This window comes from Stenotrophomonas sp. HITSZ_GD (assembly GCF_029543105.1).
GTDB lineage: Bacteria > Pseudomonadota > Gammaproteobacteria > Xanthomonadales > Xanthomonadaceae > Stenotrophomonas_A.
The window spans coordinates 12,720-32,636 of sequence record NZ_JARQXB010000005.1 but is presented as its reverse complement, the minus strand read 5'-3'; the positions used below and the strand labels follow the sequence as shown (position 1 = coordinate 32,636).

The window sequence follows — 19,917 nt, the reverse complement described above, 5'->3', positions numbered from 1 at the left end:
AAGGAACCAACATGCGCGTGATGATGATCATGAAGGCCACCGCGGCCTCCGAGGCCGGGCAGATGCCCGGCGAAGCGATCCTGGCGGCGATGGGCGCCTACAACGAGCAGCTGGTCGATGCCGGCGTGCTGCTGGCCGGCGAAGGCCTGCATCCGAGCGCACGCGGCGCGCGGCTGCGCTTCCGGCCCGATGGCCTGGAGGTGGTCGACGGGCCGTTCGCCGAGACGAAGGAGCTGATCGCCGGCTTCTGGCTGCTGCAGGTGCGCTCCTTCGCCGAGGCCATCGAGTGGGCGCGGCGCATCCCCAATCCCGATGGCGACACGTTCGAGGTCGAACTGCGGCCCGTGTTCGAGGCCGAAGACTTCGGTGAGGCCTTCACCCCCGAACTGCGTGAGCAGGAGCAACGCCTGCGCGCCCGTGTAGACACCCAACCCTGACATCGGAGGAACCCCGCATGAAGACCACCCCTTACCTCAGCTTCTACGGCAATTGCCGCCAGGCCTTCGAGACCTATGAGCAGATCTTTGGCGGCCAGGTATTCCAGATCACCTACGGCGACGCCCCGCCGCCGCCCGAGGGCACCGAGCCGCCGGAGGGCTGCGGCGATGTCGGGCCCGGCGCGCCGGACCAGATCATGCACGCCACCCTCGCCCACGGCCAGGCGCCGTTCCTGATGGGCTCGGACATGCCGCCGGGCATGCCGCACAAGGGCTCCGGGGGCATCTCCGTGGCGCTGAACTGCGACGACAACGCCGAGGCCGAGCGCGTGTTCAAGGCGCTGGCGGAAGGGGCCCAGATCCAGATGCCGATGGCCGAGACGTTCTGGGCCGAGCGCTTCGGCATGCTGGTCGACCGCTTCGGCACGCCGTGGCTGATCAACGGCGTCTACAAGCAGCCCTGAACCCGGAGAAGCCACACATGGTCAAGCAGATCTTCGTCAACCTGCCGGTGGAATCGCTGCCGCGCGCGGTCGATTTCTTCACGGCGCTCGGCTTCTCGTTCGATCCGAGGTACACCGACGAGAACGCCACCTGCCTCATCCTGGGCGAGAACATCTTCGCCATGTTGCTGGTGAAGCCGTTTTTCCAAGGCTTCATGACGCGGCAGGTATGCGACACCGCCCAGGCGGCCGAGGTGATCACCGCGCTGGCGGTAGACAGCCGCGCCGAGGTCGACAGCCTCGTCGCGCGTGCCCGCCAGGCCGGCGGCGTGGTCTCCGGCGAGCCGAAGGATTACGGCTTCATGTACCAGCATGGCTTCGAGGACCCGGACGGCCACCTGTGGGAGGTCTTCCACGCCAGCGGCGAGCCGCCGCCGGCATGACACCCGGGCACGGCCATGGTTGCGGCGCAGCTTGCTCCCGCACGCCGGCGATGGTCTGATCGCCGGCCATGGGCGAACGCGATGTCCACTCCACCCTCAACGCGGTCTGGCGCATGGAAGCGGCGAAGATCATCGCCGCGCTCGCGCGCCAGGTCCGCGATGTCGGCCTGGCCGAGGAACTGGCGCAGGATGCGCTCGTTGCCGCGCTTGAGCGTTGGCCCACGGACGGTATTCCCGACAACCCCGGCGCCTGGCTGATGACCACCGCGCGCAACCGCGCCATCGACCGCTTGCGCCATGCGCAGCTGCAGCGGCGCAAACGCGACGCGCTGGGCTACGAGATCGAGCGCGAGCAGCAGGCGGTGCAGGCCGCGCAGCAGGTGGACCCGGACGACGACATCGGCGACGACCTGCTGCGGCTGATGTTCGTCGCCTGCCATCCTTCGCTGGGCACCGATGCGCGCGTGGCGCTGACCCTGCGCATGCTCGGCGGCCTGGCGACGGACGAGATCGCCCGGGCGTTCCTGGTGCCGGAGCCGACGGTGGCGCAGCGCATCGTGCGTGCCAAGCGCACCCTGAGCGAACGCCAGGTGCCGTTCGAGGTGCCGCGCGGCGAAGAGCGCGATGCGCGGCTGGGTTCGGTGCTGGAGGTGCTCTACCTCATCTTCAACGAGGGCTACGCCGCCACCGCCGGCGACGACCTGATGCGCCCGCGGTTGTGCGACGAGGCGCTGCGGCTGTGCCGCGTGCTGGCCCGGCTCGCGCCGCGCGATCCGGAAGTGCACGGGCTGCTGGCGCTGATGGCGCTGCAGGCCTCGCGGCAGCGCGCGCGCGTGGATGCGCAGGGCGCACCGGTGCTGCTCGCCGACCAGGACCGCGGGCGCTGGGACCGCCTGCTGATCCGCCACGGATTGACCGCGCTGGCGCGTGCCCGCGCGCTCGGCGGCGAAGACGGCGCTTATGTACTGCAGGCGGCGATCGCCGCATGCCATGCGCGTGCACGCCGTTTCGCCGATACGGACTGGCGCGAGATCGCGGCGCTGTATGCGCGGCTGGCCGTCTGCATGCCTTCGCCGGTGGTGGAGCTGAACCGCGCGGTGGCCGTGTCGATGGCCGAAGGCGCCGAAGCCGCGTTGCCGTTGGTGGACGCCCTGGCCGCGCACCCGGCGATGCGGCAGTACCACCTGCTGCCCACCGTGCGCGGCGACCTGCTGGAAAAGCTCGGCCGCCACGAGGAAGCGCGCGCGGCGTTCGCGCAGGCGGCGGCGCTGGCGCGCAACGCGCGCGAGAAGGCGCTGCTGGAGGCACGGGCAGCCTCCCTGTAGGAGCGGCTTCAGCCGCGACCGTGCGTTGCCGGGTCGCGGCTGAAGCCGCTCCTACAAGGAGGAAACCAAATGAGCCGCGCGTTGCCGCCTTACACCAGCTCGGCCAGCGAATCGCGCTCGATCGCCGCGTACAACGCGAACTCGTCGCGCACGGCCGCACCCAGCGCCTGTTCGAACGCCGCCTGGTGCGAATGCGCCGCGTAGGCGCGCTGCTCGGTGCCGCCCAGGTTGGATTGGAAGATGCCCGCCGCACTCACCGGCAGGAAGTCTTCGTAGACGATGGGATCGGCGCTCACCAGCCCGGCGGCGATGGCCGCCTCGGTCGGCAGCAGGGCGGCACGGTCCGGGTCCGCGCGGCCGGCTTCCGTCAGGCCATAGCGGAAATAGCCCAGGCCTTCCTGGCGCAGGGTGTCGTAATCGTCGGGGAAGCCGGCGAAGGCGGCCTGCAGCCGCGCGCCGTAGTCCGCGCCGGTGCTGCCGGCGCCCTCGCTTTCGCGGGCCTGCGCCAGCAGCGTGTCGTACAACGCGCGGCCCTTCGGCGTCAGCGCCAGGCCGCGCTGCTCGATCTCGCCGAAGCGCGCGGTGTGGCTGCCGGCTTCGGCGCTGCCGTCCCCGGCCGGGAAGCGCACCGCTTCCTCCAGCGCCTTGAAACTGGTCTGGCGCAGCAGGATGGGGCATCGCCGGCGCGGCGGGCCCTCGATCACCGCCTTGGCCGCCATGCCGCGCTGCTGCATCTGCGCCTGCGCCGCGTCGATATCGAGCGTGCGCGGCGTGAGATGGTTGATATGCGGGCCGTGGAAACTCACCACGTCGGCGATCAGGCGGTGTGCGTCGTGCAGGGCCTGGTAGGTCGGCAGCGGCACGGTGGCGTCGCCGTGCCACCGGAAGGTTTCCAGCGCCTCGGCGACGAAGCGCTCGGCATCGGCATCGTCCAGGCCGCCCTCGCGCTCGGCCTGCTCGATCAACGCGCGCGCGCCGGCGGTGAAGATGTCGCGGCGCGCGAGGATATCCGCAGCCTGCGCGCGCAGCGCGGCGTCCTCGATCAGTTCCAGGCGCAGCAGCGAGGTGAACACGCGGAACGGGTTGCGCGCCAGCGCCGCGGCATCGACGGGGCGGAAGGCGGTCGAATGCACCGGTACGCCGGCCACCGACAGGTCGTAGTAGCCCACCGGGAACATGCCCATGACCGCGAACAGCCGGCGCAGCATCGACAGTTCTTCCGCGGTGCCCACGCGGATCGCGCCGTGGCGCTCCAGGTCCAGGCGCGCGCGTTCGTCGTTGCGGTCCAGGCGCTGCGCCAGCGCGGGATCCTGCGCCAGCACCTGCGCGTTGACCTGGGCGACCAGCGACATCAGCTCGCCATACAGCGGCACCTCCTGCCGGTACATGTCGGACATGGCCTGGGCGAAGCGGCTGCGAATCTGGTCGGAACTGACGAAGGACTTACCGGTCATGGCATGCGCGAACGAAGCGCCGGCCCGTTGCCGGCCCCGGCATTTTCGCCGAGCCGGCCCCGTGGCGGCCAGCCGCACAGCAGCAAAACCCGGCCGGGCTTCAGGGCGCGTCGGCGGCCTCGGCCGGCGCGTGCGCGGCGCGCGCTCGCGCCAGGCGCTGCGCGGCATCGCCCAGCTGCTCGCGCAGGCGCGCATCCAGCACGATGGGCCGCTCCCAGCGGTCGTAGCTGGCCACGATGGCGTGGCGCACGGCGCGGTAGGCCAGATTGTCCGGCTCGCCCTGCGTAGCCAGCACCGCCTGCCACGCGCGCGAGACGTCGTCGCTGCGGGCGCGCACCAGCGTGCGGCACGGCTGGTGGGTGGCCTGCGCCCAGGCGCAGGCGAAGTACAGGTCGCCGGCCCGCCAGCCGGGCGCCTTCAGCACGGCGTCGGCATAGCCTCGGCGCACGTCGAGATAGCGCGCGAGTTCATCGACGAAGCTGGCCGGGTAGCGCTGCGCGTAGGCGTCGATATCTTCCAGCTGGCGGTCGATCCAGGCGTCGCCGGCCGCGTAGGCGGGTTCAGCGCTCGCCGCGGGGGCGGGCGTCTGCGCAGCCACCGCGGGGGTGGCCAGCACGAGCAGGGCGATCAGCAGGGCCCTTGCGTGCATGGGCGATCCTAGGCGACCGCGCCGCGCGCGAGCTGGTCCAGCGCACGCACCGCTTGCGGCCACTCGCGCGGGTGCGGAACCTCGCGCAGCCGCGGCGAATCGGCGTCCACGCCGTGTTCGGCCTCATGCGCCCAGGTCAGGGCGTAAGGCGTGTGGATGCCCCAGCCACCGAGCGCGAGCACCGGCTCCACGTCCGAACGCAGCGAATTGCCGACCATCGCGAACCGCGACGCCGGCAGGTCGAACTCGGCCAGCACGCGCGCGTAGGTGCCCGGGTCCTTCTCCGAGACGATCTCGATGCGCGGAAACAGGTCGGCCAGGCCGGATTGGGCGATCTTGCGTTCCTGGTGGAACAGGTCGCCCTTGGTGATGAGCACCACGTGGTAGTCGCGGGCGATCTCGGCCACCGCCTCGCGCACGCCTTCGAGTACGTCCACCGGATGCTGCAGGGTGTCGCGGCCGATTTCCACGATGCGTTCGATATCGCGCACGTCGATGCGGCGGTCGGTCATCTCGATGGCGGCCTCGATCATCGAGAGCACCATGCCCTTCACGCCGTAGCCGAAAATCCGCAGGTTGCGCCGCTGCACGGTGAGCAGATGGCCCAGCGTGCGCGGGTCGGCCAGGTCGATGTAACGGCCGACGATGGACTCGAACTCCGCCTCCGCGGCGCGGTAGTAGTCCTCGCTCTTCCAGAGGGTGTCGTCGCCGTCGAAGCCGACGAGCCCGATTCCGGCATCACGTGCGCGCACAGTATTCATGCGCCCATTGTAACGGGCAAAGGAAAGGCGGGAGCCCGGAGGCTCCCGCCTGGGTGCCGCGGCGTGGTCGCCGCGGCGGGGGGCTCAGTTCTGGTCCTGCTGCGGGGTGGCGCTGTTGGCGCCGTCCTGCTGCTTGGCCACGAAGGCCTTGTATTCGTCCGGCGTCAGCTTGCCATCGCCGTTGCCGTCAGCCTGGTCGAAGATCTGCGAGAGGCCGGCGTTGACCTGCGCCTCCTGCTTGCTGATCGCGCCATCGCTGTCGGTGTCGACGCTGGCCCAGGTCTGGCCGCCACCGCCGCCACCCTGCTGCGCGGCGGCGCCGGACTGCGCGCTCTGGGCAAAGGCCGGCAACGCGAGCGCGGCGGCCAGGACAGTGGACACGACGAACAGGGGCTTGCGGTTGTTCATGGGGTGGTTCTCCTGATTCGGGGAAATACGCGGTGTTGCCGCGCATGGCACCCACCCTAGCCGCCGCGGATGAACCGCGATTGCGGCGCGGGCACGCACGCAACGCTTGATTAACCTACGCAGCGGAAGAAAGCGCTTGGCATTGATTAACGCGGCATCACGGGCCCGTAAGCCAAAGGTTCGCGGCGGCTTCAAACCGAGAACTGCATACGCCCGCTTTACGAATCGGCAACGTTATCGGCCACGTGCTGGGCGCTGAACAAACGCCAACCGAGGCCCACGCCCGCGAGTGCACCGGCTACTTCAAGTACCACGCGGCCACCAAGTTGGTCCGGATCGTGGATACTTTGCAGCGCCAGGCGCGCATACAGCGGCGACTCCAGCCGCACGATGCTGGTGTAGAAAAGATTCCAGATATCCCAACCGGCGCCGATAGCCACCGCCGCCAGGCAAGCCCAGCCTATCGAATGCCCCAGCGACAGGCCCGCACGGCGGCACAGCGCCTGCGAGATCCAGTAGATGCCCACTCCGAGCAGCAGGGCGATCAGTCCGGCTTCGAGCGAACCGAGCAGGCCGAAGTGCAGCGGGAGATTCATGGGATTCCAGGAGGCGAGTGACGGCCGTCCATTCTAGACGGCCCGCCCGCGCCTCAGCCTTCGTCCTGCGAGCGTGCGAGGACCTCCGGCTCGCCGTCCTCGCCCACGCTGACATGGATCTGGATCGGCCGGCAGCACACCTGGCAGTCCTCGATGTAGGACTGCTGGTCCACCGAACCATCCACGACGATGCCGATCCACTCCCCGCAATACGGGCATGGGATGTCGACGAAATGCTGCAGGTCGCTCACGCGGCTACCTCACCGGGAAATCGTACGCAGTATCGGGCGTGGGCTCGGGCCGGAAGGTGAAGTGCCACCACTCCATCGGATAGTTGACGAAGCCTTCGGCCGTCATCGCCCGCAACAGGCGCTGGCGATTCGCGCGCTGCGCGGGCGAGACCTCCGGCGCGGCGGTATGCGCGCGGGTATCGAACAGGTCGAAGTCCGTGCCCATGTCCAGCGGCCGGCAGGGACCGTGGCGGCAGTCGGCCAGGGTGAGGTCCACCGTTGCTCCGCGGCTGTGGCCGGACTGGTCGGCGATGTAGTCCGGGATCAGCGCCGACTTCTCCACGCGCGGATAGTGCGCCGCTTTCGTCGATTGGTCCTGCAGGTCCGCCGCCCACGCGACGAACGCGTGCACCGCGCGCAACGGGCGGTAGCAATCGTAGACGTGCAACGTATCGCCTTCGGCGCGCAGCGTGGCCTGCACCCGCGCCAGCGCCTCGGCGGCCGGGCGCAGCAGCAGGCACTTGGGCGCGTCGTAGCCGGCCACTGGATGACCGGTGAAGTTGTCCGCGCCGGCGTAGCGCATGTCGATCTGGATGCCGGGCGCGAGCGTGGCGACATCGACCATGCCCGCTTGGTCGGCATCACGCGCCGGCGAGAGGGCGGGCGCCGCGGCCGCCTGCGTCGCGGCCAGGCTAAGGGCAATCGCCGCTACGATGGAATTCCAGATCGCCATAGTCGTAACTGAAGTCGGCATCGGGGTCGATCGCCTTCAGGCGCATCGTCGCACGGCCCTGCGCGTCGGTGGCGAAGTCGAGCCAAGGCTCGGCATCGACGCTGGCGTCGTCCCAGTCCACCAGCCAGCGCCCGGCAACCTGCATCACCTTGCCCCGCAGCAGCGGGGAGCGCGCTGCGGCGAAGGTCAGTCCGCCGTCGGCCGGACACAGCCGCACGTCGCCGAACCACGGGTCGCGATACACGCCAGCGCGCGTGGCGGCGTCCCGCACCGCCACCGGCCGCCGATGGGAGGTATCGGGCTTTTGCGCGGCGGGCGGCCTGGGCTTGGCGTCGTCGCGCGCCATCGCGTGGGCGTAATAGGCCACGTCGAACTTCGGGTCCGCGCCGAGCAGATGCTTCTGCAAGGCCTCGCCCAGCGCCGTGCGGGCCGCTTCGCCTTCGCCGTTGACGAGGATGACGAACCCGCTGCGGCGGTCCGGCAACAACACCAGCGAGGAATACATGCCCATCAGCGTGCCGGTATGGGCGACCTTCCACTGCCCATCCACATCGGACAGGCGCCAGCCATAGCCGTAGCCATAAAGATGGGTGTCGTCCCAGTCGCGCATGCGCTGGCTGATCGGCATCGGCGTATGCAGCGACCACACCGCGCGACGCTGTGCCTCCGACAGCCACGGCTGCTTCGGATCGGGCTGCAGCCATGCGCGGTCCATCCAGCGCAGCATGTCCTCCAGGCTGCAGCGGATGCCACCGGCGGCCATGGATGGCACATCGGCCACGGCAACGCCGTCCTCGCGCACCGGCACGTTGCGGCCGTCCTGGCGCATGTGCGGCTGGGCGATGTTGCCGATGTCCTGCGGCCGCCAGGCACCGACCTGGCAGCGCGCCATCCCCAACGGGGCGAAGACCTGCTCGCGCACGAGTTGGTCGTAGGGCTTGCCGCCGGCGCGCGCGGCCACCTCGCCGGCCACCACGTACAGCAGGTTGTCGTAGGCGTAATGCGCGCGGAAGCTGTGCGTCGGCTTGAGATAGGCCAGCCCGGCGATGATGTCCGCGCGCGTGAAATCGTTGGGTTCCGGCCACAGCATGAGGTCGCCGGCCCCCAGGCCCAGGCCACTGTTGTGGATCAACAGGTCGCGCACCTGGATGTTGCGCGTCACCCACGGATCGTACATGCGGAACTCCGGCAGGTACTTCGTCACCGGGTCGTCCCAGGCGAGCTTGCCCTGGTCCACCAGCCGTGCGAGCAGGCCGGTGGTCATCGCCTTGCTGTTGGAGGCGATCTTGAACAGCGTGTCGGCGTCGATGGGCTCCCCGCTGCCGGCGCTGCGTTCACCGCCGGTGCGCCGGTAGACGACACGGCCGTCCTCGATCACGCCCACCGCCAACCCCGGCAGGTGGTATTCGGCCATCGCCTGCTCGAACAGGCGGTCGTAGGCGGCCTCGTCGGCCGGGGCCGCGGAGGCCGTCGCGCAGGCCAGCAGGCACAGCACAGCCGCGATGGAACGCTTTGCGATCACGTGATGCTCCGAAGGGCGGCGGTCGCCGGACGATACCGCGTCCGGCGACCTTCGCACGCTCAGTAGTCCAGCGACACCACCAACTGCGCGTAACGCGGCGCCTGGAAGCTCTCCGGATACAGGAACAGGTCGTTCGGGCTGCCGATGGCGCCCTCGTATTCCTGGTTCACCGACAACTTCTTCTGCTGGTTGGTCAGGTTGTACACGGCGAACTTCACCTTCAGGTTCGTCTCGTTGAAGGACTTCAGCCACGTCACGCTCGCGCCGAGTTCATAGCTCCATGGCAGCCGACCATAGCCGCCACGCGCGTTGTGTGCGTAGATGCGTTCGGCGGAGAAGTCGGAATCACAGTTCTCCACGCACACGTAATAGCTGTGGTACGCGGTGCTGTCATACGGGTTGCCGACGCCGAAGCCGGTGATCGGGCCACCCGAACGCGCATCGAGCGTGGCGCCGACCAGCCAGTTGTCGGTAATGGCATAGGCGCCGCGCAGCTTGAACTGGTGGCGACGGTCGTTGGAGAGATAGCCGTAGCCGTTGTAGTTCACCCACGGGTCGTCGAAGTTCTCGGTGCGGCCGGTGTCGGCGAAGTCGGTATCCGAGTTCACCGGGCCTTCGGCATTACCGCGACCGTAGGCCAGGGTGTAGGAGGCATTCATCGACCACTTGCCGTCCCACGCACGGTCCAGCTGCAGTTCCAGCGCCTTGTAGTCTCGCTTGGGCTTTTCCCAGCCGCGCTGGCCGATGTAGGTCATGATGGGGTCGCCATCGGCATCCAGGCCGTCCTGGCGGTACATCGCCCAGCCTTCCTTCGCGGTGTCCACCGTGACCCAGCCGTCGGCGTCGCCATCGCAATTGGTGTCGCCCCACACGGTGACCTTCTTGCCGGGATTGGCCATTACCCAGCCGACGTAGCCATCCGGCCCGCAGGCCCCGGTGGCGCTGATCTCCATGTCGTCGATGGCGTTGTGCAGCTTGCGGTAGATGCCGCGCACGCCGTACGACCACGCTTCGTTGATCGACTGCTGGAAGCCCAGGATCGCCTCGTCCTGGTAGACCGGGTCCATGTCGCGGTCCACTTCCGAGCGCAGGTCGCCGACCGTGCCGTCGCCCTGCGAGTCGTCCACCGGGCCGATCTGCGCGCCGAGCACCGGCACCTGGTACTGCGAGCCGTTGAGCTCGCGCGTTTCCCAGCCGGCCAGCGCGTAGTAGGTACGCTCGTCGAGCAGGCCGCCGGCCTGCTTGATGTTGATGACGTTCGCCACGGGCAGGAAGTAACGGCCGACGTTGCCGAACAGCTTCATCGTGCCGTCGCCCTTGATGTCCCACGAGGCACCGAAGCGCGGGGCGACCATGTCGTCCATCTTGATGTAGCTGCGACCTTCCGAATCCTTGTTGTCGAACGCTTCCAGGCGCAGGCCGATGTTGAGCAGCAGGTTCGGGGTGACCGACCAGTTGTCTTCCAGGTAATAGGCCGAGTTGTCCGTTTCGAACGTGCCGGCGATCTCGTAGCGGCGCGCGCGCACGTAGGCGGTGGTACCGGCCGGCACCTGGCCGCCGTTGACCAGCGTGGCGCCCGGCGTGGTCTTGTAGACGTTGTAGTAGTAGCCGCCCGGGCCGGGATACATGCGCTCGTAGTCGGAGGTGTTCTCCTCGCGGTCCAGGCCGAAGCGCAGCAGGTGGGCGCCCAGGGTCCACTCGAAGTCCAGGCGGCCGGCCCTGCGTTCGTCCTCGCGCGATTCCACCGCCGAGTTGGTGGTGCAGCCCAGCGGAGTGCCCGCCGGGGCGATGCCGGCCTCGGACACCACGCGGTTGCACTCGATGTCGGTCTGGCTGTAGTTGGCGTAGTCGCGCGTGTTGCGGCCGATCATCGCCTTCATGGCGAAGGTATCGGTGAGGTGGCCGTTGTAGGTCAGCGCGTAGTTGTCGCCGCCGGTGTCGGTGTAGATGGTATTGGTCTGGTTGCCGCGCGTGCCGGTGAGGTAGTCGTAGCGATAGACATCGGCGACGTTCTGGTTGCTGTCCGAAAAGCCGAGCAGCGACAGGCTGTGGTTGTCGGTGATCTGCCAGTCGAGCTTCCCACCCCAGAAGCCGTCGTCGGCCTTGCCGTTGTTAAAGGTGGAGCCGTCGTTGCTGGTGCTGAACGCGCGATTGTCGCGCGCCTCGTACATGCCGAAGAAGAACAGGCGGTCCTTCACGATCGCGCCCGAGCCCCACACGTTGAGCTTGTTGTGGGTGCCGCCGTCGTGGCTGGAGATGATGTACGGGTCGCCGCCGGGCAGGTAGTAATCCTTGCCGCTCGATCCCCAGGCGCTGGGCTCGGCCGTCAGTTCGGCACCGGCATGGAACTCGTTGGTACCCGAGCGCGTCACCGCGTTGATCACGCCGCCGGTGGTGCGGCCGTACTCGACCGAATAGCCGCCGGTCTTGACCTGGAATTCCTGGAAGAACGCGAACGGCGCCGAGGAGAAGCCCACGCGGTTGTAGAAATCGGTGACGTTCAGGCCATCGATGTACACCGCGTTCTCGGCCACCGAGGAGCCGCCGAACGAGATGCCCTGCGCGCCCAGCGAGGACTTGCCCGAGACCACGCCCGGCGCGAGCATCGCGACCGACTTCAGGTCCTGGTCCACCGGCATGCGCGCCAGGTCCTGGCGGCTGATGTTCATCGCCGACTCGGTCGAGGTGACGTCCACCATCGACACCACCTGCGGCGCGCGCACTTCTACCGCGCCCAGCGTGCTGATCGCCCCCACCGGCACGTTCACGGTGGTGGCGTTGCCCAGCGTCACCACCACCTCGCCGACCGGCGTCGGTGCGCCGCCGGCCACGCTCAGTTCCATCTGGTAGGTGCCCGGCGACAGCAGCGGGATGCGGTAGCTGCCATCGGCATTCACCGTGGTGGAACGGGCGAAACCCGTTTGCGGGTTGCGTACCGTGACCGTGGCGCCGCTGAGCTTCTGTCCGCCCTCGGTGACCAGCCGGCCGGTAACGGCGCCGTCCTGGGCCAAGGCCATCGGCGCGATCGATCCCAGACACGCCGCCAACGCGACGCACAGCGCCGCCTTCCTCACATGCTTGCCGTTCATCCCCTGCTCTCTCCTGCAGTTCGTTGAAGTAGTGGTGGACCCGCTCCGTCAGCGTGCGGCGTTCGACGCGCCCTCCCGGCGCCCGGCGGCCGGCAGGATCTGCCAGTCGAAGTGGTAATCCCATTGGTCGAAATAGAGGTTGCCGCCGCGCCATTCGGCTTCACCGCGCTGCGAGTCGACCGTCTCGGAGCGGAAATGCTGCTTGGCCGGCACCAGCGGCTGCGCGTAGTCGTCGTTGAAGACGATGCGGTAGCTGTCGAGGCCGCCGAAGTAGAAGTCGCGCAGAGCCGGCTCGTCGCTGTCCAGCGCGCCGGTGGTCACGTCCATCGGCACCCAGCCGTAGGGCGCCAGGTACAGCCAGCCCCAGTCGTGCAGGTTGGCGTAGCCGACGTCGTTGTCCGAGAACGTCCAGCCGGACTGCCAGCGCGCGGGAATGCCGTTCATGCGCAGCAGGGTCATCAGCAGCAGGGTCTGCTGCCCGCAGTCGGCGTGGCCGGCGTGCAGGGCGTAATCGCTGATGTTGGGAATGGTGGAGTATTCGCGCGCGCCGCCCCACGGGATGCGGTCCACCGCGGCGAAGAGCTTGCGGGCGATGCGGTAGGGGTTGGTTTCGTCACCGACCACCTGCCGCGAGAACTCGCGCATCGCCGGGGTGAACACGATATGCGGCGGGCGCTCGGCCAGGTACGGCGCCAGCGCGGGATCCTTGGGCGTGGCCTGCACGCGCGCCGGGTCGATGTCGAAATGGCGCGCGTAGATCGTCACTTCGTAGCTCACCGAGAATTCGGTGGGTTTGCCGGCGACGGCCTTGCGTTGCAGGTGCGCGGTGCGCTGCCACGTGGCGGGCGGGGCAACCTGCGCGCCGGACGGCACGCTGCCCAGGTAGCGGATGTCTTCCTGCTGGCCGGGGATCGCGCTCGGGTATGGGATCCACGCCTGCACCACTTCGCCTGCCGGCACCGCGTCAGCATTCACGGTCAGCGACTGGGTGATGCGCACGCGATGCGGCAGCAGGCTGGTTTGCCCCGGCGAGGCCTGCGCGGCGGCGATCACCGCGCGGTGATGGGGGCCGAGATTTTCGTAAGGGCCGTCCTTCGGGGGCGGCGTGCCGGCGCGCTGCCGCGCGGCTGCCTCGGCGCTGAGGCGGAACAGGTTGGAAGGCGCGCGGTTGAAGTAGTAGCGCGTGCCGTCGATATCGAGGTGTTCCAGCAGGCCAGCCTTGTCCCAGGCGGCGAACTCGTCGTCGCGCAGGTTCGGGATCGTGCGGCGAAGTTTTTCCTTGGCGGCCTCGGCATCGAGGCTGAAGTCCAGGCGCATGCGGCGCATGCGCTCGCGTTCGAATGCATAAGCGCTGCGGGCGTCGGCATCCAGGCCCGGTGCGGCGAGCGCGGCGGTGATGTCCACCTCAGCCTCGCGGAAGTGCCCGGCGTCGATCTGCGCGCCGACCTGCGCCAGCGGCACCGGCTGCGCCGCCCCCGCCGCTCCACCCACGAGCAGGCCCAGCAGCAACACGCCGGCACCCCGGTGCTTTCGCGCCGCGCGAGGACGGGCGAAGCTGTCGGCAGGCAAGCAAGGGTGGTCAGAGCGCAGGTCCACGACGACACTTCCCCGGTGAAGGTGGGTCATCGCTGTGTAACACGATGCTGGCAGAGGGTCAATAATTTATTCTTGCAATGACGAGCCAAAGGAATAAATATTCTTGAACGTTCTCCGGGGAGGCCGCCGATGACTGTTCTTTCGCGCGTTCGTGCGCGCTGCTGCATTCCGCCGTTCCGCCTCGCCGCGGGCCTGATGCTCGGCTTGGCCGCATCCCTCGCGCTCGCCGCGCCTGCCGTGGTGCCGACCGACCCGGTCACCGGCGTTGTCGGCGTGAGCCCGCGGCAGCTGACGCCCGATTACTGGGTGGCCCGCCAGTCCGAGCCGGACCGCGTCATCCTCGACCGCGCCGGCATCGCCGCGCAGAACGCCCGCATGCGCGCGCAGGACAAGGCGATCCATGACCTGCACGCCCTGCCCGCGTCGCTGCAGGCCGGTTTCGTGCGTGGCGAGATCGACCAGCTTTCGGTTCGCCCGCAGCGCCCGCTGTATGACGGACACGGCCAGCCGATCGATGCCGCACGGCTCGACGCCTTCGTAGCCAACCTCGCGCTCGACCGCATTCCCGCGCAGCGCACGCTGCAATACGGGCTGGTCACCCGCCGCGCCGCGCTGCGCACCTTCCCCACCGATACCCGCGTCTTCAGCAGCCAGGACGACACCGACATCGACCGGTTCCAGGAGTCCGCGCTGTTCCCCGGCGATGCAGTCGCGGTCCTGCACGAGAGCGCCGACGGCCAATGGCTGTTCGTCGCCAGCGAGCGCTACAAGGCGTGGATCGAGAAGACCGCCGTCGCCACCGGCCCGGCCGAACAGGTGTTCGGTTACGGCGCGCGTGGGCCTTACCGCGTGATCACCGGCGCCACCGCATTCACCACTTACACGCCCGAGCAGCCGCAGGTCTCGCGCCTGCAGCTGGACATGGGCGTGCGCGTGCCGCTGCTGGCGGACTGGCCGGCGCAGCAGGCGGTCAATGGCCAGCAGCCCTACACCGCCTGGGTGGTGCAACTGCCGATCCGCAAGCCCGACGGCGGACTGGACCTCGTGCCCGCCCTGCTGCCGCGTACCGCCGACACCGCGTCCGACTATCTGCCGCTGACGCCACGCAACCTCATCACCCAGGCCTTCAAGTTCCTCGGCGAGCGTTACGGCTGGGGCCACTCCTACGACACGCGCGACTGCAGCGGCTTTGTCTCGGAGATCTACCGCAGCTTCGGCGTGCTGATGCCACGCAACACCAGCGCACAGGCGGTGAGCCCGGCGCTGGACCGCATCGCCTTCGACCAGGGCGACGGCGCGGCCAAGCGGCTGGCTGCGGTGCGCGAACTGCAGGTCGGCGATCTGGTCTACATTCCCGGCCACGTCATGGTGACGCTCGGTCACGACCAGGGGCTGACCTACATGATCCACGACACCGCCGGCGGCGGCTGGGCCGGCCCGGACGGCAAGCGCGTCTCGGCGCACCTCAACGGCGTGTCGGTGACCCCGCTGGAGCCCATGCTCGCCAGCGATACCGTCACCTACGTCGACCGCATCACCAACATCCAGCGCATCCGCCCGCGGAAACCCGAATGAAGATCACCGATATCCAGCTCGGCATGCTGCGCGTGCCGTTGAAGACCCCCTTCAAGACCGCCCTGCGTACCGTGGAGACGGTCGAGGACGTGGTGGTGCTGATCCACACCGACACCGGCCATACCGGCTACGGCGAAGCGGCGGCCACCGCGCCGATCACCGGCGACACGCTCGGCTCGATCATCGAGGCGATCCACCGCTTCATCGGCCCGCGGCTGGTGGGCCAGGAGATCGCCAACCTCAACCGGCTCAGCACGCTCATCCAGACCTCGATGGAGCGCAACACCAGCGCCAAGGCGGCGGTGGAGATCGCCGTCTACGACCTGTGGGCACAGCTGCACAACGCGCCGCTGTACAAGATGCTCGGCGGCGGCGACCCGGTGATCACCACCGACATCACCATCAGCGTGGACTACATCGACAAGATGGTGGCCGATTCGCTCTCGGCGATCGACCGCGGCTTCGAGTCCCTGAAGATCAAGGTGGGCAAGGACATCGGGGTGGATATCGAGCGGGTGAAGGCGATCCACGCCGCGGTGGAAGGCCGCGCGTTGCTGCGCCTGGACGCCAACCAGGGCTGGACCGCCAAGCAGGCGGTACACGCCATGCGCACGCTGGAGGAAGCGGGCGTGGTGCTGGAACTGCTGGAGCAGCCGGTGAAGGCCTCCGACATCGACGGGCTGAAGTACGTCACCGAGCGCGTCAACACGCCGGTGATGGCCGACGAGAGCGTCTTCGCGCCCTCGCAGGTGTTCGACCTGATCCAGCGCCGCGCCGCGGACATCATCAACATCAAGTTGATGAAGACCGGCGGCATTGCCAATGCGATCCGCATTGCCGACATCGCCCAGCTCTACGGTATCCCGTGCATGATCGGTTGCATGATCGAATCCAGCATCAGCGTGGCGGCGGCGGTGCACCTGGCGGTGGCCAAGTCCGACGCGATCACCAAGGTGGACCTGGACGGCCCCTCGCTGGGCCAGTTCAACCCGGTCGAAGGCGGGGTGATCTTCAACGAATCGGAGATCACCATCACCGACGCGCCGGGCCTGGGCATCCGCGAGATCCGCGGGCTGGAGCTGCTCGACCTGTGAGCCTTTGACTTTGCTTTCAGGCCCACCCTAGATTCCACCGAAAGATCACCCAGGCCCGCACCGCCCGCCATGCCGCCCTTGCTGAAGATCCGCTCCGAACGCGACAGCATGTCGGCCATCGAACGCCGCATCGCCGACTTCATCCTCGACAACGCCCACCTGCTGCGCGACTACTCGTCCCAGCAGCTGGCCAGCGCGCTGGGCATCAGCCAGTCGTCGGTGGTGAAGTTCAGCCAGAAGCTCGGCTTCAAGGGCTATCCGGACCTGAAGTATTCGGTGGGCGAGGCGGTGGCCCGCGCCGGCAACGGCCAGGCCGAGGCCGCGCGCCAGCCCGCCGCCGGCGGGGATGCCTATGCCGCCCTGGACGAGGCATTACGCGCCAGCAAGGCCGCGGCCGAAGAGGAAACGCGCCTGCTCAATCCGCGCGCGGACGTGGAGACCATCGTCGGCCTGCTCGACCAGGCGCCCAAGGTGTTCGTCTGCGGGCTGGGCGATGATGGCGTGTACGCACGCGAGTTCGCGATGCGGCTCTCGCTGCTGGGTGTGCTCACCGTGCACCATGCCGACCCGATCCTGCTGATCTCCAACCTCTCGGCGGTACGGCCCGGCGACGTGCTGCTGATGTTCTCCGAATTTGGGCAGATGCCGCAGCTGGGCCACGCCGCGCGCGAGTTCCAGGGCGCCGGCGGCAAGCTGGTGTCGATCACCCGCCACACGGCCAACCCGCTGCGCGCGATGGCCGACGCCTCGCTGGCGATCTCCGCCCACGACCCGGCGCCGCATATCGAACAGCTGCTCTATCGCTCCTCGCTGCAATACCTGCTCGACTTCGTCTTCGTGCTGCTGTGCCAGAGCAATCCGGAACGGCACCGCCAGCTTGCGCACAACCTGGAGCGGGTGCAGCACCTGCTCGCCTCCTGACCCTGGAGCCTTGCCCGTGTCCTTCCGCCTCGCCGTCACGCTGCTCGCCACGCTGGCCATCACCGGGGGCGCGCAAGCCGCGCCTGCCCCGACCGCCGCCGCCGACCAGCTGGTGGTGGTCGTGACCGAGGACTGGGCGGCCAACCAAGGACATCTGCAAGCCTACGCGCGCACCGCGCAGGGCTGGCAGCCCAGCGGCCCGGGCTTCGCCGTGGCCATCGGCCGCCACGGCAGCGCATGGGGCACCGGCCTGGCCGCCGGTGACGGCGAGCCGCGCAAGCACGAGGGCGATGGCCGCAGTCCGGCCGGGGTGTTCGCCATCGGACCGGCGTTCGGCTACGAAGCGCACATCGACAGCGCGATGCCCTATCGCCAGATGCAGGCCGACAGCTGGTGCATCGACGTGCCCGCCTCGCCGCTGTACAACCGCATCGTCGATGCGCGCGATGTCGGCGCCGAGGCCGTGAAGGGTTCCACCGAAGCGATGCGCCTGGACCTGCACCACGACGGCGACCGCCGCTACCGCGAAGGCTTCGTCATCCAGCACAACCCCGGCAACGTGCCGCAGAGCGGCAGCTGCATCTTCGCCCACCTGTGGCGCACGCCCGGGGAAACCACCGCCGGCTGCACCGCGATGGCGCCCGCCGACATGCGGCGGCTGATGCGCTGGCTGCGTCCGGAGGCACACCCGCAATTCGTGCTGCTGCCACGCGCCGAGTACGCGCGCCTGCAAGCGGACTGGCAGCTGCCGGAGGCGAAATGAGCGCACCGCAACCCAAACTGATCCGCGCGGTCGGCCGCTGGCAGCTGGTCGGCCTGTCGATCAACGACGTCATCGGCAGCGGCATCTACCTGCTGCCCGCCGCCACCGCCGCGCTGCTGGGCCCGATGAGCCTGTGGGCGGTGGTGCTCGCCGGCGTCGTGGTGGCGCTGCTGGTGGCCTGCTATGCGCAGGCGGCCAGCTGCTTCGACCAGCCCGGCGGCAGCTACCTGTACGCGCGCGAAGCCTTCGGCCCGTTCGTCGGTTTCGAGATCGGCTGGATGATCTGGCTGACCCGCATCAGTTCGGCGGCAGCCCTGAGCAACGGCCTGGCCGATGCGGTGGCGCGTTTCTGGCCGGCCGCCGGCAGCGCGGGCATCGCGCGGCTGTGCGTGGTGGCCGGCTCCCTGGCGCTGCTCACCGGCATCAATGTGATCGGCGTGCGCTCGGCCGCGCGTACCGGCGTGGCCCTGGCCATCGGCAAGCTGGTGCCGCTGCTGCTGTTCATCGGCATCGGCGTGTTCTACATCGACTGGGGCTGGGCGTTCTCCGGGCAGGCGCCGGACCTGCGCGACGCCGGCCACCTCGGCCAGGCGGCGTTGCTGCTGCTGTTCGCCTATGCCGGCTTCGAGAACATCCCCGCCGCGGCCAGCGAATACCACAACCCGCGCCGCGACCTGCCCTTCGCGCTGGTCACGATGATCGTCACCGTCACGCTGATCTACGCGCTGGTGCAGCTGGTCGCGCAGGGCAACCTGCCGGGCATCGCCACCTCGCAGGCGCCGCTGGCCGATGCCGCCAGCCGCTTCGGCGGCGAGTTCCTGGCGCTGGTGCTCACCGTGGGCGCAACGATCTCCATCCTCGGCACCACCAGCAACACGGTGATGCTGGGGCCACGCTTCCTCTACGCGCTGGCGCGCGATGGCTACGGCCCGGCGTTCCTTGCACGCGTGCATCCGCGCTTCCACACCCCGGCCGCGGCGGTGCTCACGCAGGGCGTGATCTCGCTGGCCCTGGCGCTGTCCGGCTCCTTCGTGCAGCTGGCGTTGCTGTCGATGGTCACGCGGCTGCTGGCCTACATCGGCACGGCGGCGGCGGTGCTCGTGCTGGCGCGCCGCTACCGCGAGCGCCGCGACGTGCTGCGCCTGCCTGGCGGGCCGCTGATCCCGCTGGCCGCGCTGGCGCTGTCGCTGGCGCTGCTGGCCAGCGCGAGCTGGCAGAACCTGGCGGCCACCGGCGTGGCCCTGCTGATCGGCGCGGGTATCTACCTGTTCCCGCGCAAGCAGCCGTAGGCCGTTCGCACCGGCTTCTCGCTCCGCTCACCGGCGCATAACCGCCGGCTGCGGACGCTGGCCCCCACACCCGGCGGCTGGGAGCGAGGATGAAAACCCGTCATGTCTACAGCACGTCGAACGTCGCCGACGCGCAGCGCGCGCTGCAGGCCGCGCGCGGCGCCGGCGTGGAGAACGACGATCTCTCGCTGATCGCACGCGGCGATATCGAACTGGAAGACATCCCCGACGAGCGCAAGGAGGCCAAGACGGACTTCATGCCCGCCATCGCGCGCGGCGCCGCCGGTGGTGGTGCGGCCGGCCTGCTGGCGGGATTGATCGCCGTGGCCGTGCCGCCACTGGGCATCACGCTGGCCGGTGTCGGAGTGATGACGCTGGCCGGGGCGCTGGTGGGTTCGTGGTCTTCGGCGCTGGTCGGCGCCAGCGTGCCGGACCCGGTTCGGCGCCGCTTTGAGGAGGAAATCGGCGCAGGCCGCATCCTGCTCGTACTTGATGCGGAGGAGCCTGTGCTGGCGCGTGCCGACGGGGCGATCCGCGCCACCGGTGCCGCGCCGCTGCCCTACGAGGCCACCAGCGCGGCGAGTTGATC

Annotated in this window: 20 protein-coding genes; 10 read left to right on the top strand and 10 right to left on the bottom strand. The window is 69.1% G+C overall.

Features of this window, described 5'->3' with window-relative positions; genetic code table 11:
* Window positions 1-11 precede the first annotated feature (11 nt).
* The 4 genes from P6166_RS06900 (at window position 12) to P6166_RS06885 (ending at window position 2,648) form a co-directional block, all read left to right on the top strand.
* Window positions 12-437, top strand: a complete 426-nt coding sequence (locus P6166_RS06900) for a YciI family protein (RefSeq protein ID WP_277763740.1) — start codon at window positions 12-14, stop codon at window positions 435-437.
* Between the two features lie 17 nt (window positions 438-454).
* Window positions 455-901 (top strand): VOC family protein, encoded by a 447-nt coding sequence (locus P6166_RS06895; RefSeq protein WP_277763739.1) that lies wholly within the window; start codon window positions 455-457, stop codon window positions 899-901.
* 17 nt (window positions 902-918) lie between these two features.
* Window positions 919-1,323 (top strand): VOC family protein, encoded by a 405-nt coding sequence (locus P6166_RS06890; RefSeq protein WP_277763738.1) that lies wholly within the window; start codon window positions 919-921, stop codon window positions 1,321-1,323.
* Between the two features lie 68 nt (window positions 1,324-1,391).
* Window positions 1,392-2,648 (top strand): sigma-70 family RNA polymerase sigma factor, encoded by a 1,257-nt coding sequence (locus P6166_RS06885; RefSeq protein ID WP_277763737.1) that lies wholly within the window; start codon window positions 1,392-1,394, stop codon window positions 2,646-2,648.
* A gap of 89 nt (window positions 2,649-2,737) precedes the next feature.
* On the opposite strand, the gene P6166_RS06880 is transcribed toward P6166_RS06885, so the two are convergent.
* The 10 genes from P6166_RS06880 to P6166_RS06835 form a co-directional block, all read right to left on the bottom strand.
* Window positions 2,738-4,102 carry a VOC family protein gene (locus P6166_RS06880; RefSeq protein WP_277763736.1) on the bottom strand — a complete coding sequence of 455 codons (1,365 nt, stop codon included), beginning with the start codon at window positions 4,100-4,102 and terminating at the stop codon, window positions 2,738-2,740.
* A gap of 100 nt (window positions 4,103-4,202) precedes the next feature.
* Window positions 4,203-4,751, bottom strand: a complete 549-nt coding sequence (locus P6166_RS06875) for a hypothetical protein (protein WP_277763735.1) — start codon at window positions 4,749-4,751, stop codon at window positions 4,203-4,205.
* 8 nt (window positions 4,752-4,759) lie between these two features.
* A complete protein-coding gene (locus P6166_RS06870) occupies window positions 4,760-5,512 on the bottom strand; it encodes an HAD family hydrolase (RefSeq protein ID WP_277763734.1) in 753 nt (250 codons plus the stop codon).
* 84 nt (window positions 5,513-5,596) lie between these two features.
* The gene (locus P6166_RS06865) at window positions 5,597-5,920 is read right to left on the bottom strand and encodes an EF-hand domain-containing protein (RefSeq protein ID WP_277763733.1); all 324 of its coding nucleotides are present in this window, start codon (window positions 5,918-5,920) and stop codon (window positions 5,597-5,599) included.
* A gap of 218 nt (window positions 5,921-6,138) precedes the next feature.
* The gene (locus tag P6166_RS06860) at window positions 6,139-6,516 is read right to left on the bottom strand and encodes a hypothetical protein (protein WP_277763732.1); all 378 of its coding nucleotides are present in this window, start codon (window positions 6,514-6,516) and stop codon (window positions 6,139-6,141) included.
* A gap of 53 nt (window positions 6,517-6,569) precedes the next feature.
* Window positions 6,570-6,767 (bottom strand): CPXCG motif-containing cysteine-rich protein, encoded by a 198-nt coding sequence (locus tag P6166_RS06855; protein WP_277763731.1) that lies wholly within the window; start codon window positions 6,765-6,767, stop codon window positions 6,570-6,572.
* A gap of 4 nt (window positions 6,768-6,771) precedes the next feature.
* Window positions 6,772-7,479: a M15 family metallopeptidase gene (locus tag P6166_RS06850; RefSeq protein ID WP_277763730.1), complete on the bottom strand. Its 708-nt coding sequence runs from the start codon at window positions 7,477-7,479 to the stop codon at window positions 6,772-6,774.
* The gene (locus P6166_RS06845) at window positions 7,439-9,001 is read right to left on the bottom strand and encodes a serine hydrolase (protein ID WP_277763729.1); all 1,563 of its coding nucleotides are present in this window, start codon (window positions 8,999-9,001) and stop codon (window positions 7,439-7,441) included. Before P6166_RS06845 ends, P6166_RS06850 begins: the two co-directional genes overlap by 41 nt.
* Window positions 9,002-9,060: 59 nt before the next feature.
* Window positions 9,061-12,090 (bottom strand): TonB-dependent receptor, encoded by a 3,030-nt coding sequence (locus P6166_RS06840; protein ID WP_277763728.1) that lies wholly within the window; start codon window positions 12,088-12,090, stop codon window positions 9,061-9,063.
* Window positions 12,091-12,138: 48 nt separating this feature from the next.
* Window positions 12,139-13,581 (bottom strand): transglutaminase domain-containing protein, encoded by a 1,443-nt coding sequence (locus tag P6166_RS06835; RefSeq protein ID WP_277763902.1) that lies wholly within the window; start codon window positions 13,579-13,581, stop codon window positions 12,139-12,141.
* 300 nt (window positions 13,582-13,881) lie between these two features.
* Here P6166_RS06835 and P6166_RS06830 point away from each other — a divergent pair, with 300 nt between their 5' ends.
* The 6 genes from P6166_RS06830 (at window position 13,882) to P6166_RS06805 (ending at window position 19,915) form a co-directional block, all read left to right on the top strand.
* A complete protein-coding gene (locus P6166_RS06830) occupies window positions 13,882-15,261 on the top strand; it encodes an SH3 domain-containing protein (protein ID WP_277763901.1) in 1,380 nt (459 codons plus the stop codon).
* Window positions 15,258-16,355: a dipeptide epimerase gene (locus P6166_RS06825; protein ID WP_277763727.1), complete on the top strand. Its 1,098-nt coding sequence runs from the start codon at window positions 15,258-15,260 to the stop codon at window positions 16,353-16,355. Before P6166_RS06830 ends, P6166_RS06825 begins: the two co-directional genes overlap by 4 nt.
* 69 nt (window positions 16,356-16,424) lie before the next feature.
* Window positions 16,425-17,276 (top strand): MurR/RpiR family transcriptional regulator, encoded by an 852-nt coding sequence (locus P6166_RS06820; protein ID WP_277763726.1) that lies wholly within the window; start codon window positions 16,425-16,427, stop codon window positions 17,274-17,276.
* A gap of 52 nt (window positions 17,277-17,328) precedes the next feature.
* Window positions 17,329-18,039: a L,D-transpeptidase family protein gene (locus tag P6166_RS06815; RefSeq protein ID WP_277763900.1), complete on the top strand. Its 711-nt coding sequence runs from the start codon at window positions 17,329-17,331 to the stop codon at window positions 18,037-18,039.
* A complete protein-coding gene (locus P6166_RS06810; RefSeq protein ID WP_277763725.1) occupies window positions 18,036-19,328 on the top strand; it encodes an amino acid permease in 1,293 nt (430 codons plus the stop codon). Before P6166_RS06815 ends, P6166_RS06810 begins: the two co-directional genes overlap by 4 nt.
* A gap of 89 nt (window positions 19,329-19,417) precedes the next feature.
* Complete coding sequence (locus P6166_RS06805) at window positions 19,418-19,915, top strand: hypothetical protein (protein ID WP_277763724.1); 498 nt, start codon at window positions 19,418-19,420, stop codon at window positions 19,913-19,915.
* The last annotated feature ends 2 nt before the right edge of the window (window positions 19,916-19,917 follow it).

Coding starts and splice junctions, on each gene's coding strand:
- P6166_RS06900 (WP_277763740.1), top strand. CDS start 12: ATGCGCGTGATGATGATCATGAAGGCCACCGCGGCCTCCGAGGCCGGG.
- P6166_RS06895 (WP_277763739.1), top strand. CDS start 455: ATGAAGACCACCCCTTACCTCAGCTTCTACGGCAATTGCCGCCAGGCC.
- P6166_RS06890 (WP_277763738.1), top strand. CDS start 919: ATGGTCAAGCAGATCTTCGTCAACCTGCCGGTGGAATCGCTGCCGCGC.
- P6166_RS06885 (WP_277763737.1), top strand. CDS start 1,392: ATGGGCGAACGCGATGTCCACTCCACCCTCAACGCGGTCTGGCGCATG.
- P6166_RS06880 (WP_277763736.1), bottom strand. CDS start 4,102: ATGACCGGTAAGTCCTTCGTCAGTTCCGACCAGATTCGCAGCCGCTTC.
- P6166_RS06875 (WP_277763735.1), bottom strand. CDS start 4,751: ATGCACGCAAGGGCCCTGCTGATCGCCCTGCTCGTGCTGGCCACCCCC.
- P6166_RS06870 (WP_277763734.1), bottom strand. CDS start 5,512: ATGAATACTGTGCGCGCACGTGATGCCGGAATCGGGCTCGTCGGCTTC.
- P6166_RS06865 (WP_277763733.1), bottom strand. CDS start 5,920: ATGAACAACCGCAAGCCCCTGTTCGTCGTGTCCACTGTCCTGGCCGCC.
- P6166_RS06860 (WP_277763732.1), bottom strand. CDS start 6,516: ATGAATCTCCCGCTGCACTTCGGCCTGCTCGGTTCGCTCGAAGCCGGA.
- P6166_RS06850 (WP_277763730.1), bottom strand. CDS start 7,479: ATGGCGATCTGGAATTCCATCGTAGCGGCGATTGCCCTTAGCCTGGCC.
- P6166_RS06840 (WP_277763728.1), bottom strand. CDS start 12,090: ATGAACGGCAAGCATGTGAGGAAGGCGGCGCTGTGCGTCGCGTTGGCG.
- P6166_RS06830 (WP_277763901.1), top strand. CDS start 13,882: ATGCTCGGCTTGGCCGCATCCCTCGCGCTCGCCGCGCCTGCCGTGGTG.
- P6166_RS06825 (WP_277763727.1), top strand. CDS start 15,258: ATGAAGATCACCGATATCCAGCTCGGCATGCTGCGCGTGCCGTTGAAG.
- P6166_RS06820 (WP_277763726.1), top strand. CDS start 16,425: ATGCCGCCCTTGCTGAAGATCCGCTCCGAACGCGACAGCATGTCGGCC.
- P6166_RS06810 (WP_277763725.1), top strand. CDS start 18,036: ATGAGCGCACCGCAACCCAAACTGATCCGCGCGGTCGGCCGCTGGCAG.
- P6166_RS06805 (WP_277763724.1), top strand. CDS start 19,418: ATGAAAACCCGTCATGTCTACAGCACGTCGAACGTCGCCGACGCGCAG.